Below are 15,098 nucleotides of genomic sequence, written 5' to 3' on the forward strand. Positions count from 1 at the left end.
CGGCGCGCCCCGGTGCCGGTGCTGCTGCTGTCCCTGGCCCCGGTGGTGGTCCTGTGCCACGTCTGGCAACCGCCGGACGCCCTTCGAGTCCTCTCACGCCCGTGTCCAGCCGAGCGTCCGCATGACCTCGGACACACGCATGTACACCCCTGGGCTGCCGGCCCGCCCGCAGCCGATCCCCCAGGACACGAGCCCGATCAACCGCCCCTTGGCCACCAGCGGCCCCCCGCTGTCGCCCTGGCAGGCGTCCCGGCCTCCCTCCCGCTCCCCCGCGCACAACATGCTCTCCGCTTCGTACGTGCCGTCGGATCCGCCCGGATAGGCGTCCTCGCAGCGCTCATCGGAGAGCACACGCACCCGCGCGGCGCGCAGACTGTTCGGGTACTCGCCGGCGCCGGAGATGTCGCCCCACCCGTACACCGTCGCCACCCCGCCCACTGCGTACGCGGGATCACCGTCGGCCGCCATACCGATGACCGAGCCGGCCGGCAGAGGTTCGGCCAGGGTGAGTACGGCGTAGTCCCCGAAGTTGCTGACACCGTCGTACGCCGGGTTCACCCAGGAACGCCGCACGGCGATCTCCCGGCCGCTGCGGTCCGAGAGCAGGTCTGTGCGTCCCGCTATGACCTTGAGGTCCCGCACCCGCTCCGGCGCTACACCGAGGACCTCCTTGTCCAGACAGTGGGCCGCGGTGAGCACCGTGCTGCGACCGACCGCCACGCCACCACAGAACTGCCCCGCACGCGTACCCCCGAACCGGTCACGGCTGGACAGGGCGACCGTCCAGGGGCTCTCGGACACATCGACTGGGTAACCACCTATGACCACACTGTCGGCGGCCACAGGGGCGCTGGAGGCCACTGATATGGCGGATGCCGCGGCCGCCAGGACCAGCGGTCGGGCCAGGGCCCGGGCAAGGCGACGACGCATGCGCACTCCTCACTCCATGGTGTTGGCTGAACACCAAGAGTGATTGACCCGGCGCCGCGCCGCACCCGCGGAGAGACACGGCACGGCGAAGGCCCGGTCCCCTCAGGGAACCGGGCCTTCCGCGTCGTACGACCGGCGACTAGTCGAGGTAGTCGCGCAGCACCTGCGAACGGGACGGGTGGCGCAGCTTCGACATGGTCTTGGACTCGATCTGACGGATCCGCTCGCGCGTGACGCCGTAGACCTTGCCAATCTCGTCGAGGGTCTTCGGCTGACCGTCGGTGAGACCGAAGCGCATGGAGACGACGCCCGCCTCGCGCTCGGACAGGGTGTCCAGGACGGAGTGCAGCTGCTCCTGGAGAAGGGTGAAGCTGACCGCGTCGGCCGGGACGACCGCCTCGGAGTCCTCGATGAGGTCACCGAACTCGCTGTCGCCGTCCTCACCCAGGGGGGTGTGCAGCGAGATGGGCTCGCGGCCGTACTTCTGGACCTCGATGACCTTCTCCGGGGTCATGTCGAGTTCCTTGGCCAGCTCCTCCGGGGTGGGCTCGCGGCCCAGGTCCTGGAGCATCTGGCGCTGGACGCGCGCCAGCTTGTTGATGACCTCGACCATGTGCACCGGGATACGGATGGTGCGGGCCTGGTCGGCCATGGCGCGGGTGATCGCCTGACGGATCCACCAGGTGGCGTACGTGGAGAACTTGTAGCCCTTGGTGTAGTCGAACTTCTCGACCGCGCGGATGAGACCGAGGTTGCCCTCCTGGATGAGGTCCAGGAAGAGCATGCCGCGGCCGGTGTAGCGCTTGGCCAGGGAGACCACCAGACGGAGGTTGGCCTCCAGGAGGTGATTCTTGGCGCGGCGGCCGTCCTCGGCGATGATCTCCAGCTCGCGCTTGAGCTTGGGGGCGAGCTTGTCGGCATTGGCCAGCTTGTCCTCGGCGAACAGACCGGCCTCGATGCGCTTGGCGAGCTCGACCTCCTGCTCGGCGTTGAGCAGCGGGACCTTGCCGATCTGCTTGAGGTAGTCCTTGACCGGGTCGGCGGTGGCGCCGGCGGCGGCGACCTGCTGGGCGGGCGCGTCGTCCTCGTCCTCGTCGGACAGCACGAAGCCCGCGTTCTCCGGCGTGCCCTCGGGCTCCTCGCCGGGCTTGCCGGGGGCTGCTTCCTCGAGCACCTCCTCTTCGAGGAGTTCGGCGTCGTCCTTCTTGGCGCTGGTCTTCTTGGCCGCCGTCTTCTTGGCGACGGTCTTCTTCGCGGCCGCCTTCTTGGCGGTCGTCTTCTTGGCGGCTGCCTTCTTGGCGGGCGCCTCTTCCTCGACGGCGGGCTCGGCGGCGGGCGCCGCCGGCGTGGCGGTGGCGGTGGCCTTCCTGGTGGTCACCGCCTTGGCCGCGACCGTCTTGGTGGCGGTGCGCTTGGCGGGACTCTTCGCTGCGACGCTCTTTCGGGTGCGCTTGGGCTCTGCGGCACTGACCATCAGCGTCACACCCTCTTCCTCGAGGATCTGGTTGAGGCTGCGCAGTACGTTCTTCCACTGAGTGGCCGGAATCTGGTCAGCTTCGAAGGCCCGACGCACGTCATCGCCGGCGATCTGCCCCTCAGCCTTTCCCCGCTCAATGAGCGCCATGACAGAGACGGACTCGGCGATCTCCGGCGGGAGCGTACGGGATGTGCTGGCCGACACGAACAACCTCTCGGAACGTTGGAAAACGGCTTCCGGCCCCGTCCACAGTGGACAGGAGCCGACCACCGGCTTGGGGATGGGCCGACGGCGCGGGCGGGGGCCGGGAAGATGCACAGCGCCGTGAACGGCGTCCGTATTCCCTCCGCGGCTGTCACCTCTTAGGTCATCGCGTTCTTCCCGCGAGCGTTACGCCCAATCCGCGTGGCCCGAGTCACACCCCGTAAGCGAATAAAAACGGTCAGATACAGACAGAGGCTGTCACTCCTGGACGTGACTTTACCGCTGCGGCGGATGGGCGGCCCCCTTCGCGCCGTCGGACCCCGCGGGATCGCGAAGGATCCCGCGGGGTCCGACGGGAGGCGGTTCACCGATCGGGCACTGCCACAGGAGGGGGGTGGCACACCCGGCCGCGCCGCCCGCGGAACGCGGTCAGTGCTCGCGCGGGGCGGGCACTACCCGTTCCACCTCGGGGTGGACCGTGAGGAGTTGGCGCATCGCCGTCTCGGCCGCGGCTCCGTCGCCGGCGGCGAGGGCCTCACAGATGCGGCCGTGGTGCGCCAGCGATGTCTCGTTCGGACGGTCACAGCCCGTGACCGGGCCGCCCGAGACCTGGAGGGCCGCGGACACGATCCCCGAGAGATGCTCCAGCATGCGGTTGCCCGCGACCTGGATGAGCAGCGAGTGAAACTCGGAGTCAGCGCGGGAGAACGTGAGCGCATCACCCTGCGCCATCGCGTGCCCCATGATCTCGACCATGTCGACCAGCCGCTGTTGGACGTCCTCGCGCCCATGGCCGGCGGCGAGGCGGGCGGCGAGCGGCTCGATCGTCCAGCGCAGCTCGCTCAGCTCGCGACGCTGGTCGTCGCGCTGCGGGCCGAAGGCCCGCCACTCGATGATGTCCGGGTCGAGGAGGTTCCAGTCACTGACGGGGCGCACGCGCGTGCCGACGTTCGGGCGGGCGCTCACCAGGCCCTTGGCCTCCAGGACGCGGAGCGACTCACGGACGACGGTGCGGGAGACCTCGAAGCGCTGGCCGATCTCCTCGGGCACCAGCGGGCGGTCGGCGCCCAGGTCGCCGGAGACGATCATCTGACCCAGCTGCTGTACGAGTTGGCCGTGCAGCCCGCGTCCGCGGCTGCCCGCGGCGCGTCGGCCCACACGGCCCAGCTCGGGGTCCGCGCCGTCCCAGGCAGAGGCCCCGACGCGGTCGACGGCGGGCGCCTCGGCGTACGGGTAGCGGTCGAGTTCGCCCGGGCTCGCGAGGCCGGAGTCAGTGGAGCGGGCGGCGGTCATCATGGTGTGCGCAAGGGTACTCACGCATCCTTTGTCGGCGCCGTCTCCAACTCCCTTGAGGTCTTTGGTGAAAAGCACACGAAAGGGTGATCGCTCACCCCGTCGCAATTGACGCCTTATCGGAAAGAAATGGGCGTTCTGCGGGGAGTTGTGCGCATGGCTGGACGGGGGGTTACGGACAGTCGTCACCGGAATCTGCTCCGCAGGGTGGTGAGCAGATACGCGCAGAGCAGTGCGGCCAGCGACAACGTCATTGCCCCGCCGACGGGTTGGGACAGCACTCCGAGCGCGGCCTCCAGGTAGCGCTCTCCCCCGAAGGGCCACCGCGGTACGAGGACCTCTCGCAGCCGCATGGGCAGCCCGGCCGCGGTTCGAACGGACGGTCCCTCCAGGGCCTTGTGCACGACAGGTACGACGAGAAGGGGCACTGCGGTCACCGCGGCGAGGCCGGCCGTGGTGGACCGGAAGACCCCTGCGGCCAGTACGCCGGCCCAGGCACAGCCGATGACGAGGCCGATCCAACTCGCACTCAGCGGCAGCCAGTCGGCGGGAACCTGCGCGAGCTCCCGTCCGTAGACGAGATAGAGCACCTCGGCGTCGCAGCCGACGGTGAGGACGGCCAGCGCCAGCGCGGTGGCCGAGGCGACGAGCAGTTTGGCGGCCAGCAGCCCCAGCCGGCGGGGCACGGTGCCGCGGTCCGCGGCCAGGGCCGGGTGTCGGAACTCGTCGCCGAAGGCCAGCGCGCCGAGCAGTCCCGCGCCGAGCGCCGCGGGCGGCAAGGGCAGCTCCCGTGGCCAGGCGGCCAGCAGGCGCGGCTGCGGGGTGTGCCCGATACGGGCGAGCACGACGGCGGTCACGGCGGACACGGCGAGCACAACGGCCCCGGTGAGAAAGCCGGTGCCGATCCCGGCGGCACGGCGGATCTCGTAGCGGAGGGGGCGGAGCGGACTGGGGGCGGGACGGACGGAGATGGGAGGCGGCAAAGGGGGCAGCGCGTCGATGCTGCGAGCAATGCCACGGGCTTCGACGGCGTGCGGTGCAGGGGTCGCCTCCTCCTGAGGAGGGGCGGCTGCGTTGCTCATGCGACCGGCCGCGGGTACGTCCGGGCGTTCACGAGGCCCGGTGACGGGCTGCGTGTGGCCGGACGCGGGCAGCGGCTCGTCGGCACATGGTTCCGGCGGGTCGGCGGTCGGCCGCGGTTCGAGGGTGGGTCGTAGGTCACGGGAGGGCGTCGTCGTGTCCTCCTGAGGGGGGACTACGGCATTGCCCGAGTGGTCGGCCGGGGGCGCGTCCGGGCCCTGGTGAGGGTCGACGGCAGACCGCGCGTGATCGGAGGCGGGCAGCAGATTGTCGGCGGCTGGTTCCGGTGAGTCAGCGGCAGGCTTCAGCTCGATGGTGGGGCACGGCTCAGGGACGGTGGCCACAGGGTCAGGTGTGGTCTGCGTCGACGCGTTGGGGGAGGGCTCCGGCTCAACGGCCCGGGGCGTGGCGGTTGGCCAGAGGGCGTTGGTGACATGTCTCGGCAGGCCAGGGACTCGCTCCGGCTCGGCGCTGCCGTGGTCCTCCTCGGCGCTGCTGTGGTCCGGCCCGGCGCTGCTCTGGTGATCCAGCTCGACGCTGTCGTGATCCAGCCCGACGCTGTGCTGATCCGGCTCGTCGGCGGTGGTGCCCGCCGCGTCGGCCCGCTGGCGCTCCCCCGCCGCTTGCCCCGATTCGGGCACGGCCCCAGCCCGCTCACAGTGCGGCTCACCCGGCTGCGCAGCTCCCGCGCCGGGGCCCATGTCTCCGATCTCGTCGGCGAGTTGGTGGACGACGATGCCGTGATGGAACGCGGTCTCACCGACGTCCGCGCAGGTACTGCCGTACACGGAGAGGCGGTTGTTGCCCTCTCGCACGACTTCGACGGAGCGCTGCGCGGTGCGGGCCTGCTTGGCCAGGAGAGCAGCCAGACGGGCCGCGTGCGGGCTGCGTACGGCTACTCGGGGACGCAGGCGGGTGCGCGAGAACTCCGTGGCCTCCTGGTCGGCCACGAGCCTGCCCTGCTCCAGCGTGACGACGCGGTCGGCGGTGCGCGCGGCCTCCTTGGGGTCGGCCGTGGTGAACAGGACCGTGCCGCCGTGGCCGGCGTGGGCGCGAAGCATGCCGTGCAGCCAATTGCCCTCGCGGACGGAGAGCCCGTCGGCCGGGTCGTCGAGGACGAGGGTGTGCGGGTCGGCCAGGAGAACGCAGGCCAGGCCGAGGCGGCGGTCCATGCCGCGCGAGAGGGCGCCGAGACGCTCATCGCGCAGACTCACGAGCCCGACCGCCTCAAGGACTTCGTCCGCACGCCGGACCGGAACCCCAGCGGCGGCACACAGCATGCGCAGATGGCCACGGACCGTGCGGGCCGGGTGCCCCGGCACGTCGCCCAGCAGCACGCCGACCTCGCGTGAAGGATGGGCGATGCGGTGCAGGGGGCGGCCCCGGAAGTAGGTGATGCCACGACCCTGTTGGAGTTCGAGCATGAGCCTGAGGACCGTCGTCTTTCCGGCGCCCGGTGCTCCGAGCAGCGCGGTGACGCGGCCCGCTCGCGCCTCGAAGGAGACGTCGTCGGCCGCGGGCGGAAGCTCTTTGCGAGGGTTGCTGGTCAGTCCGAAGGCCTGGATCACTCGCAGCAAGATAGCGCGCTATGTCCGTTTTTTCGGGCAGCGCAAGGCCGTCTCGGGTAGGGCAATCACCCTGGTCCGGGCTGCGGGCGGTCGCGTTCCAGGCCCGGCGTCACACCTCGGGGCGCAGCATCGGAGGGTTGAGCAGCGTCGCACCACCTGCCCGGAAGAGCTGTGCCGGGCGGCCGCCCTGGCGAGTGGTCGTCCCGCCGGTGGGGACCAGGAAGCCCGGGGTGCCCGTGACCTTGCGGTGGAAGTTGCGTGGGTCGAGCGCCACTCCCCACACCGCCTCATAGACACGACGCAGCTCTCCGACCGTGAACTCGGGCGGGCAGAAGGCTGTGGCCAGCGACGAGTACTCGATCTTGGAGCGGGCTCGTTCCACTCCGTCCGCCAGAATCTGCGCGTGGTCGAAGGCGAGCGGGGCGACCGGCTCGGCGTCACGCCCGTAACCGCCCTGCTGCAGCAGCTCCTCGACCGGAGCCCAGCGCGCGTTGCTGGCGTCGCCGCCCGCCCTGGGCGCGGGCAGGTCGGGGGCCAGGGCGAGGTGGGCGACGCTGACGACCCGCATCCTGGGGTCCCGCTTGGGGTCGCCGTAGGTGGCGAGCTGCTCCAGATGCGCGCCGTTGTCCTGGGCGGGTACGGCCGGGTCGTGGACGCGCAGCCCTGTCTCCTCGGCCAGCTCGCGCGCCGCGGCCTGTGCCAGGTCCTCGTCGGCCCGTACGAAACCGCCGGGGAGCGCCCAACGCCCCTGGAACGGTGGCTCGCCCCTCCGTACCGCCAGCGCGCACAGGGCATGGCGACGCACGGTCAGTACGACCAGGTCCACGGTGACGGCGAAGGGCGGAAACGCTGACGGGTCGTAGGGCATGCGGCGATCATAGTCGTCTGCCTGACGATAAACACTCCCTTCGCGGCTCGCTTCGCTTACTGATCCACTCCTGATCCACTACTGATCCACTTCGGTCGGTTATGGGCTTCACTGTCGATTCCCGTTGATTCGGCGGTGATCTGTCGTGGCAGGTCAAGCCCCCAGCTGCAGTCCGTCGGCCGCCTCCTCGACCATGGCGAGACCGAGCCGGCTGACCCGTACGGAGAACGGGGCGCCCACCACGCGCAGGCCCGTGAAGCCGACCTCGCCCAGGGGTGCACTGCGCATAGGGCGCAGGGTGACAGTCCCGGCCGGGGCGTCGGGGCGGATGCCGGCGAGCGTGGTGAGGAGGAGGACTCCGGCCGCCGCCGGGGTGGCGGCGGGGCGGCAGGCCGCCGGGTGCGGGAGGGGAGCGCTTCCCTCCGTGCGCTGTTCCCCCGCATACATCTCGGGCAGGCGATGGGTAAAGGTCTCGGCGGCTTCGAGTACGCCGCGCAGCAGCGAGCTCGCCTCCTTCTCGTAGCCTGCGGCGGCCAGACCGGCGACAGCGAGTGCGGTCTCCTGGATGCGTACGGCCCCGGCGCGGTGGCCGAACGGATTGAATCCCGGTTCCTTCACGCCCAGTCCACGCAGGCCCCAGCCCGAGTCCATGACGGGGCTGCCGAGCAGCCGGGCAAGCTTCTCCGTCTGGACCTTGTCGAGCAGACCGGGCGCCACCACACCCCCGCCCAGAAGGCCTGTGTCGAGGAGATGCACTGCGGCCGCGCCCAGGTGAGGCACGGGTCTGCCGTCCGGGGCACGGGCTGCCGCGGGCCGACCGCCCCCACGGTCGTCGAGCCAGAAATCCTCCCGGAACGCGGGCCGTAAGGCCTGCGCCCACTCCCGGAGTGCCGCTCCGCCGGACCGGCCGCAGGCGTCGAGCAGATCGGCACCGAGCAGTGCGGCACGGTGGGCGTGGGCCTGTGTCTCGCAGCGGATGGGTCCGCCAGGGTGTGGGTCGCGCAGGTACGCGTCGTCGCCCACGGTGGTCCGCAGCCAGGTCAGGCAGCGCTCGGCGGCGGGCAGCAGTTCCTCCGTCTCCTGCTCGCCGAGCCCCCACCGTCGGGCTTCGGCGAGCAGTACGGGGAAGAGCAGCGTTGCCTCCGTACCGGTGCACTGCGGCGGAAGGTACGGCCCGGCGTCCCGTCTCGGGCCGGGGATCATCCCGGACTGCGCTCCCGGGCCGGTGAGTTGGGTCCGGGCGAGGATCCGCAGCGTCCCCGCTGCCAGCCCCGTACCGAGCGGCAGGGCCATCCGGGCAGCGACGAGCGCATCGGCGGGCGCCAGACCGCAGCGCCAGGGTGCCCCGGCCGCGAGATGGGTGTCGGCGGGGTTCGCGGAGTCACGCAGCAAAAGGGCCTGGAGGTCCTCGATGCTCGTCCGCAGGAGGGCGGAGACTCTGGGGTCGTCTCCTTCCGCACACGCCGCGGCCAGGGGGCTGGTCGCGGCGCGGCCCACGGCCCGGAGCGGCCCCGCACCGTCCGGCCGCACCCGCAGTTCCACACTTCTGCTTCCACCCGGCGGCAGGTCGAGCTCCCAGCGCAGCAACCCGGCCGAGGCCAGGGCGTCCGAGGGAGGCGGTTCGGCCGTCACGGACGCGTTGCCGGAGGGGCAGGACCAGCGCAGGCCGGAGCCGTGCACGCTGGCGGGGAGTTCGGGTCCCGCGGTGCCCGAGGCGATCGAACCGAGGTCGGCCAGGTCCGTGCCCAGGACCACTTCTACCGGCAGGCGCATCGGGCGGGGAGCCGCGCTGTGCAGGGTGATCCGCTCCGTGCCGTCCGCGAAGCGGTTGCGTTCCACGACGACATCCGGGTCCGGACCGGCCTGCGGGGACAAGCGGAGCGTGCCCACGAACCTGGCGCGGTCGGCCGAGGTCATGCGGGCCTGCACCGCGAGGGGTTCCCGTCCGCCCACGCGGATCTCGCACCGGGAGAGCACGCGCCGGCCGCCGCGGTAGAACCCTTCCAGCCCTCGGCCGGCCATCTGCCCTTCCTCCGTCGAGATGGCCAGGCCTGGAAGGGCGACACAGATCATCGCGGTGTGGGCGGGCGGCAGATCCGCGGACCAGCGCAGGCCGGGGATCGTGGCACCCCGGGGCGGGGGCGCGTGCCCCGGGGACGCCGGCCCCCGGCCCTGAGCGGGTGGTGCGGGTGAGCCGTACCCCGACGCCGATCCGGGGCGACGGCTCTGGCCCGCCCATCGGGGCGAAGAACGGCCCGGGCCCGGCGGCGAGGGGGAGCGAGAATCCGGGCCGGTGGGCGGCGCGATGTGTGAGGCACCTCCGGGGAACCTGGGCCCGTAGCCGTCGACTCGGGCCACTGGTCGCGGAGGGGCATCCTGGTCCGCCGGCCGTGGAACGCCGCCCTCGGACAGGCCGAGGCCAGACACGAAGGACGGTGGAAGCCCCTCTGTGGAGCGGCGGTCGCCGGCAGCGGAAGGGGGCGGAGTCGGCTGATGCATGGGAAGGCTTCCTCTGGGCTCTGTGCGCCTCGATGGGGTTCGGCGCCGGTGCCGGAGGGCTCCGACGGGGCAGGGGCGGTGCGGCGTCACACCCGTTCGGGCGTTCCGCCACTCAGGTGAACGCCGTGCACGTCCTCCGAGTCACGCCCGCGCCCCGGCCCCTCCCCTTCCGAGTCACGTCCCAGTCCCGGCCTTGTGCGTCAAGGCCATCCGGCGACAGGAGCGGCGATGAGTCACTCCTCCTCTTCCGTGCCGTGGCCGGGCTGAGCTCCGCCCCGGACCGTGTCCTGGCAGGGCATGGCTGCCTCCCGTGAGGTACGCGAACGCATGCCGCCCATACGCGCACTGCCGGACCGCGCGGGACCCGTCGACGCACGCTCGGGGCGCATGCCCGCTTCCGCTGCACCGGCAGGGCGACGCTTGGTGCCCGTCGACTTGCGCCCGAGCGAGGCGGGCCTGCTCGTGTCGCGGCCGGAACGGGTACGGCCGGAGGCGATGTCGGGGCCGGTGGCGATGTCGGGGCCGGTGGCGATGTCGGTGCCGGAGGCGATGTCGGCAGCACCGGCTGAACGGGAGCGGCGGCGACGGCGTGAGGGCGACGCCGCGGGCGTGGGCTCGGGCATGGGTGCGGGATCGGGCTGTGGCACCGCTGTCTCTCGCCCGACGGCCTCGGCAACATGCGCACGGATCATGGCGTGGTCCACCACCGCTCGCCCACGACCTTCGCGCTCCGCGCGCAGGCAGGTGCGGATCGACTCCGGGTCGAGGCCTTCATTGCAAGCCTGGTGCAGGAGACGGGCGAAGAGGTAGTCGGGATCCGCGCCCAGGGCCATGGCGAGGGCTTCCCGGGCCTCCAGTTCGTCGCCGGTGGACCAGGCGACCCAGCCGGCGAGGGTGAGCGGCGCAGCGGCATGTTCGCCGTAGGGGCCGACGCAGCGGCGGGCCAGCGTCCGCCAGAGTCGAAGGGCGCGGGCGGCGTCGTCGCCCTCCATCCACTCGGCCGCGCGGTCGCGGGTGGCGCGGTCCTGGAGGCCGAGGATCAACCGGGCGGCCTCGTCATGCCCGAGAAGTTCGTCGTCGCGCAGGTCCGCCAGGAGCATTCCGGAGACCGGCCGGGCCTCGGCGAAGCGGTCCAGGACCCTCCCGGCCAGTTCCAGTGTCTCGTCGGCCACGGAGGCGCGGCCCACGTCGTCCAGGAGCCTCGGGACCAGCGCCATGCTGGCCGTGTCGAGGGCGGCCTCCTGTTCGAGGGCGGCCGCGTTCTCCCAAGGCAGCAGCCGGGCCCGTAGCTCCCGTAGCGTGCCGCGCACCTGGATCCCCGCGTAGGTGGCCGCGGCGGCCAGCACTGAGGTGCCGGGCAGGCCCATGGGGGCTCCCTCGGACGGGCAGCATGCCGCGTTGTCACAGCAGTACGACCAGTAGCGGCCCTCCGAGATGCACAGCGCCTCGACCACCACCACGTCCCGGGAACCGCACTCGACTCGCAGCCTCTGGGCCAGAGGCCTCAGCCGCTCCATGACCTGCTGCCCGGACTCGCCCTTCTCCGGCTCCTGGCAGAGGAAGGCGACCATCGACTCGGGCCTGGCCCCTCGGCGCTCGCTGCCCGTCACCAGGCCGTGGGCCAGTTGTCCGGCCGCGGACGGCCAGTCGTCCGCGTTGGCGGGGATTCCGAGCCGGGCCCGCCCTCCGAACCGTCCGCGTCCGTCCTTGTCGTGCAGGGCGACCAGGACGATGCTGTCCTCGGGGCGGTACCCGAGCAGATACGGCAGGGCGTCGGCCAGTTCGGCCGGGGTTCGCAGGGTGACCTGATGCTCGCCACCGTGACTGTCGTGCGCGGGGCTGGGGGCGTGCAGTCCCGCCGTGCCGCCCGCGTCCGGCTCCCGTTTCCGCTGCCCACTGTCCTTGTGCCTGCCCGGTGCATCGGGCCCGGTGATGTCGCCGTTCTCAGGGGATCCAGTCGCTTCGCTGTGGTTCGTCATGCGGAGACGATCTCGCGGAATCCGCAGCTCCGGTTTGCCCTGTGGATAACTCCGATCAGGGACACGTCACCATAAGTCTCCCGGCCCCCGCGTCTCCGGGTGCAGCGCTCCCGTTGTCACTGCCGTCCTGTTTCATGGAACGCATGGAGCACACGAGCAACGCGGATCTCCGGGCGGCGGCCGACACGGTCCTCGCCCGTCTCGTCGGGGACGCCTCGGGGGCGGCCCGGCTGCGCGAGGACCAGTGGCGGGCGATCGAGGCACTGGTCGCCGACAGACGACGTGCCCTGGTCGTCCAGCGCACGGGCTGGGGCAAGTCCGCGGTCTACTTCGTGGCGACCTCGCTCCTGCGGGCGCAGGGCAGCGGTCCGACGGTGATCGTCTCCCCGCTGCTCGCGCTCATGCGGAACCAGGTCGAGGCGGCGGCCCGGGCCGGCATCCACGCCCGGACGATCAACTCCTCGAACACCGAGGAGTGGGAGGCCGTTCAGGACGAGATCGCCGCCGGGGAGGTGGACGTCCTGCTGGTCAGTCCGGAGCGGCTCAACAACCCGGACTTCCGGGACCAGGTGCTGCCCCGGCTCGCGGCCGCCACCGGGCTCCTGGTGGTGGACGAGGCCCACTGCATCTCCGACTGGGGCCACGACTTCCGGCCGGACTACCGCCGGCTGCGCACCATGCTCGCCGATCTCCCGCCCGGTGTGCCGGTGCTCGCGACCACGGCCACCGCCAACGCCCGTGTGACGGCCGACGTCGCGGAACAGCTGGGCACCGGCGGCAGCTCGGACGCCCTCGTGCTGCGGGGCCCGCTGGACCGCGACAGCCTGAGCCTGAGTGTGCTGCGGCTGCCGGATGCCGCGCATCGCATGGCCTGGCTCGCCGAGCACCTCGACGAACTGCCGGGCTCCGGGATCATCTACACGCTCACCGTGGCCGCCGCCGAGGAGGTCACCGCCTTCCTCCGGCAGCGCGGGCACACGGTCTCCTCGTATACGGGCAAGACGGAGAATGCCGATCGTCAGCAGGCCGAGGAGGACCTGCTCGCGAACAAGGTGAAGGCGCTGGTCGCCACCTCCGCACTCGGCATGGGCTTCGACAAGCCCGATCTGGGCTTCGTGGTGCACCTCGGCTCGCCCTCCTCGCCCATCGCCTACTACCAGCAGGTGGGCCGTGCGGGGCGCGGTGTGGAGCACGCCGAGGTGCTCCTGCTCCCGGGTAAGGAGGACGAGGCGATCTGGAAGTACTTCGCGTCGCTCGCCTTCCCCTCGGAAGACCTGGTGCGCCGCACACTCGATCTTCTCGCCCACGCGGAGAAGCCCTTGTCGCTGCCCGCTCTGGAACCCCTGGTGGAACTGCGCCGCTCCCGTCTGGAGACCATGCTCAAGGTCCTCGACGTGGACGGTGCGGTCAGGCGGGTCAAGGGCGGCTGGATCTCGACCGGGCAGCCGTGGACGTACGACGCCGAGCGGTACGCGTGGGTGGCGCGTCAGCGGGAGACCGAGCAGCAGGCAATGCGCGACTACGCGTCGGCGACGGACTGCCGCATGGAGTACCTGCAGCGCCAGCTCGACGACGAGGCAGCCAAGCCATGCGGTCGCTGCGACAACTGCACGGGCCCGCGCTTCGTCGCCGACACGTCCGAGGAGGCACTCGACGCCGCGCGCGTGGACCTGGGCCGGGCGGGGGTCGAGGTGGAGCCCCGCCGCATGTGGCCCACGGGGCTGCCGGCGATCGGAGTGGACCTCAAGGGACGCATCCCGGCCGGCGAACAGGCCGCGTCTGGACGCGCCTTGGGGCGGCTGTCGGACATCGGCTGGGGCAACCGGCTGCGGCCCCTGCTCGCTCCCCAGGCCCCCGACGGGCCCGTTCCGGACGACGTGGCGAAGGCGGTGGTGAGCGTGCTGGCCGACTGGGCCAAGGGCCCCGGCGGCTGGGCTTCCGGCACGTCGGACGCCCCGCCGCGCCCGGTCGGCGTCGTCACGGTGGCGTCCCGCACCCGCCCCACGTTGATCCACTCCTTGGGAGCGCGCATCGCTGAAGTCGGCCGACTGCCGCTGCTGGGTGCCATCGAGTACACCGGCGACGCGCACCCGGGCTCCCGGAGCAACAGCGCGCAGCGGCTGAAGGCACTCGACGGCGCTCTGACCGTGCCGCCCGTCCTCGCCTCCGCCCTGGCCGAGGCCCAGGGCCCGGTCCTCCTCGTGGACGACTACATGGAGACCGGGTGGACCCTCGCGGTCGCGGCCCGCATGCTCCGACGCTCCGGTGCGCAGGGGGTGTTGCCGCTCGTGCTGGCCTTGCAGGGCTGACGACCGACACTCCGGGGCTGGGTGTCCGCCCCGGAGCACAGGGCACTCGTCACCTGCCGATTCGCGCACACCTCTGGACGCCGCACTCCGCCGTCACGTACGAACGTGTCGTGCTCGAACGCCCCATGGGTGGCCCGGCGGCGCACAGGGTAGGGATATTAGCCGCGCATCATCTGATAACGGTCGACGGCCTCAATTGCTCGTTGCCGCATTCAAGTTCGACAGGAAGAATTGAGGTCCGCTCCCCGCACGGCGCGCCCGCCGATCCGGTAGGGCTTCGCCGCGGTGCGCGCTCCCAGGAATCCGACCTCGCCCGCTGTGTGGGCGCGTAGCCGAAGGGAGGACCGTGACCTTCGGATTCGCTCCGGCCTCGGCAGCGGCGTCGACGTCCGCCGCTTCCGCCAACCGCTTGCTCGAACCCGCGGAATGGGCCGCCGCCGGTATCCCACTGTTGCGCGACCCCCGTGAGGTCGTCAGCGGGCTGCATGCCAGGCACCATCCGCAGCCGGCGACCGCTGTCGTCGCCGTGCTCGACCCGGACGAGCGGCTGCGGGCGAGCGCCTCGTTCGTACGCCGCCCGGCCCCGGCCGACGGCTGGATGTTCCGCAACGTGCTGCTCGCGCAGCTGCGCCGGATCATCCCGCACGATCTGCGGCGCCGCACTCCGGTGCGGACCGCGGTGCTGCTCTACTGCCGTGAGGGCGACGCGCGTTGGACGGAGGAGGACGGCGCGTGGATGTGGGGCCTGCGCGACGCTTGCACCCTGCACGGGTTGCGCTGCGGGGCGTACATCACGCTGACGCGTGACGGCTGGCAGGTCCTCGGCGAAGGCCGCGGCGGACGCCGCCCCCACTCGGGCTCGGCACCGGAGCCGTTCGCCACCTCCGAGGC

Annotated in this window: 9 protein-coding genes; 2 read left to right on the forward strand and 7 right to left on the reverse strand. The window is 71.9% G+C overall.

What is annotated here, in order from left to right:
• Window positions 1-93: 93 nt before the first annotated feature.
• The 7 genes from ACWIF2_RS36865 to ACWIF2_RS36895 form a co-directional block, all read right to left on the reverse strand.
• Window positions 94-930: a S1 family serine peptidase gene (locus tag ACWIF2_RS36865; protein WP_454365525.1), complete on the reverse strand. Its 837-nt coding sequence runs from the start codon at window positions 928-930 to the stop codon at window positions 94-96.
• Window positions 931-1,069: 139 nt separating this feature from the next.
• Window positions 1,070-2,611, reverse strand: a complete 1,542-nt coding sequence (locus ACWIF2_RS36870) for an RNA polymerase sigma factor (RefSeq protein ID WP_454365527.1) — start codon at window positions 2,609-2,611, stop codon at window positions 1,070-1,072.
• A gap of 429 nt (window positions 2,612-3,040) precedes the next feature.
• Entirely contained in the window at window positions 3,041-3,928 is an 888-nt protein-coding gene (locus tag ACWIF2_RS36875; RefSeq protein ID WP_454365529.1) for a FadR/GntR family transcriptional regulator, read from the reverse strand.
• Window positions 3,929-4,089: 161 nt separating this feature from the next.
• On the reverse strand, window positions 4,090-6,552 hold the full coding sequence (locus ACWIF2_RS36880; protein ID WP_454365531.1) for an ATP-binding cassette domain-containing protein: 2,463 nt from the start codon (window positions 6,550-6,552) through the stop codon (window positions 4,090-4,092).
• A gap of 109 nt (window positions 6,553-6,661) precedes the next feature.
• Complete coding sequence (locus tag ACWIF2_RS36885) at window positions 6,662-7,420, reverse strand: NUDIX hydrolase (RefSeq protein ID WP_184589838.1); 759 nt, start codon at window positions 7,418-7,420, stop codon at window positions 6,662-6,664.
• A 153-nt stretch (window positions 7,421-7,573) separates the two neighbouring features.
• On the reverse strand, window positions 7,574-9,493 hold the full coding sequence (locus ACWIF2_RS36890) for a glycogen debranching N-terminal domain-containing protein (protein ID WP_454365533.1): 1,920 nt from the start codon (window positions 9,491-9,493) through the stop codon (window positions 7,574-7,576).
• Between the two features lie 659 nt (window positions 9,494-10,152).
• Window positions 10,153-11,898, reverse strand: coding sequence for a DUF4192 domain-containing protein (locus tag ACWIF2_RS36895; RefSeq protein WP_454365535.1), 1,746 nt, complete (start codon window positions 11,896-11,898; stop codon window positions 10,153-10,155).
• A 143-nt stretch (window positions 11,899-12,041) separates the two neighbouring features.
• On the opposite strand from ACWIF2_RS36895, the gene ACWIF2_RS36900 reads away from it, so the two are divergent.
• The gene (locus ACWIF2_RS36900; RefSeq protein ID WP_454365537.1) at window positions 12,042-14,207 is read left to right on the forward strand and encodes a RecQ family ATP-dependent DNA helicase; all 2,166 of its coding nucleotides are present in this window, start codon (window positions 12,042-12,044) and stop codon (window positions 14,205-14,207) included.
• A 346-nt stretch (window positions 14,208-14,553) separates the two neighbouring features.
• Window positions 14,554-15,098 (forward strand): hypothetical protein (locus ACWIF2_RS36905; RefSeq protein WP_454365539.1); only part of this gene is annotated, 545 nt, incomplete at its 3' end.

It is taken from the genome of Streptomyces sp. NPDC055506, assembly GCF_053643595.1.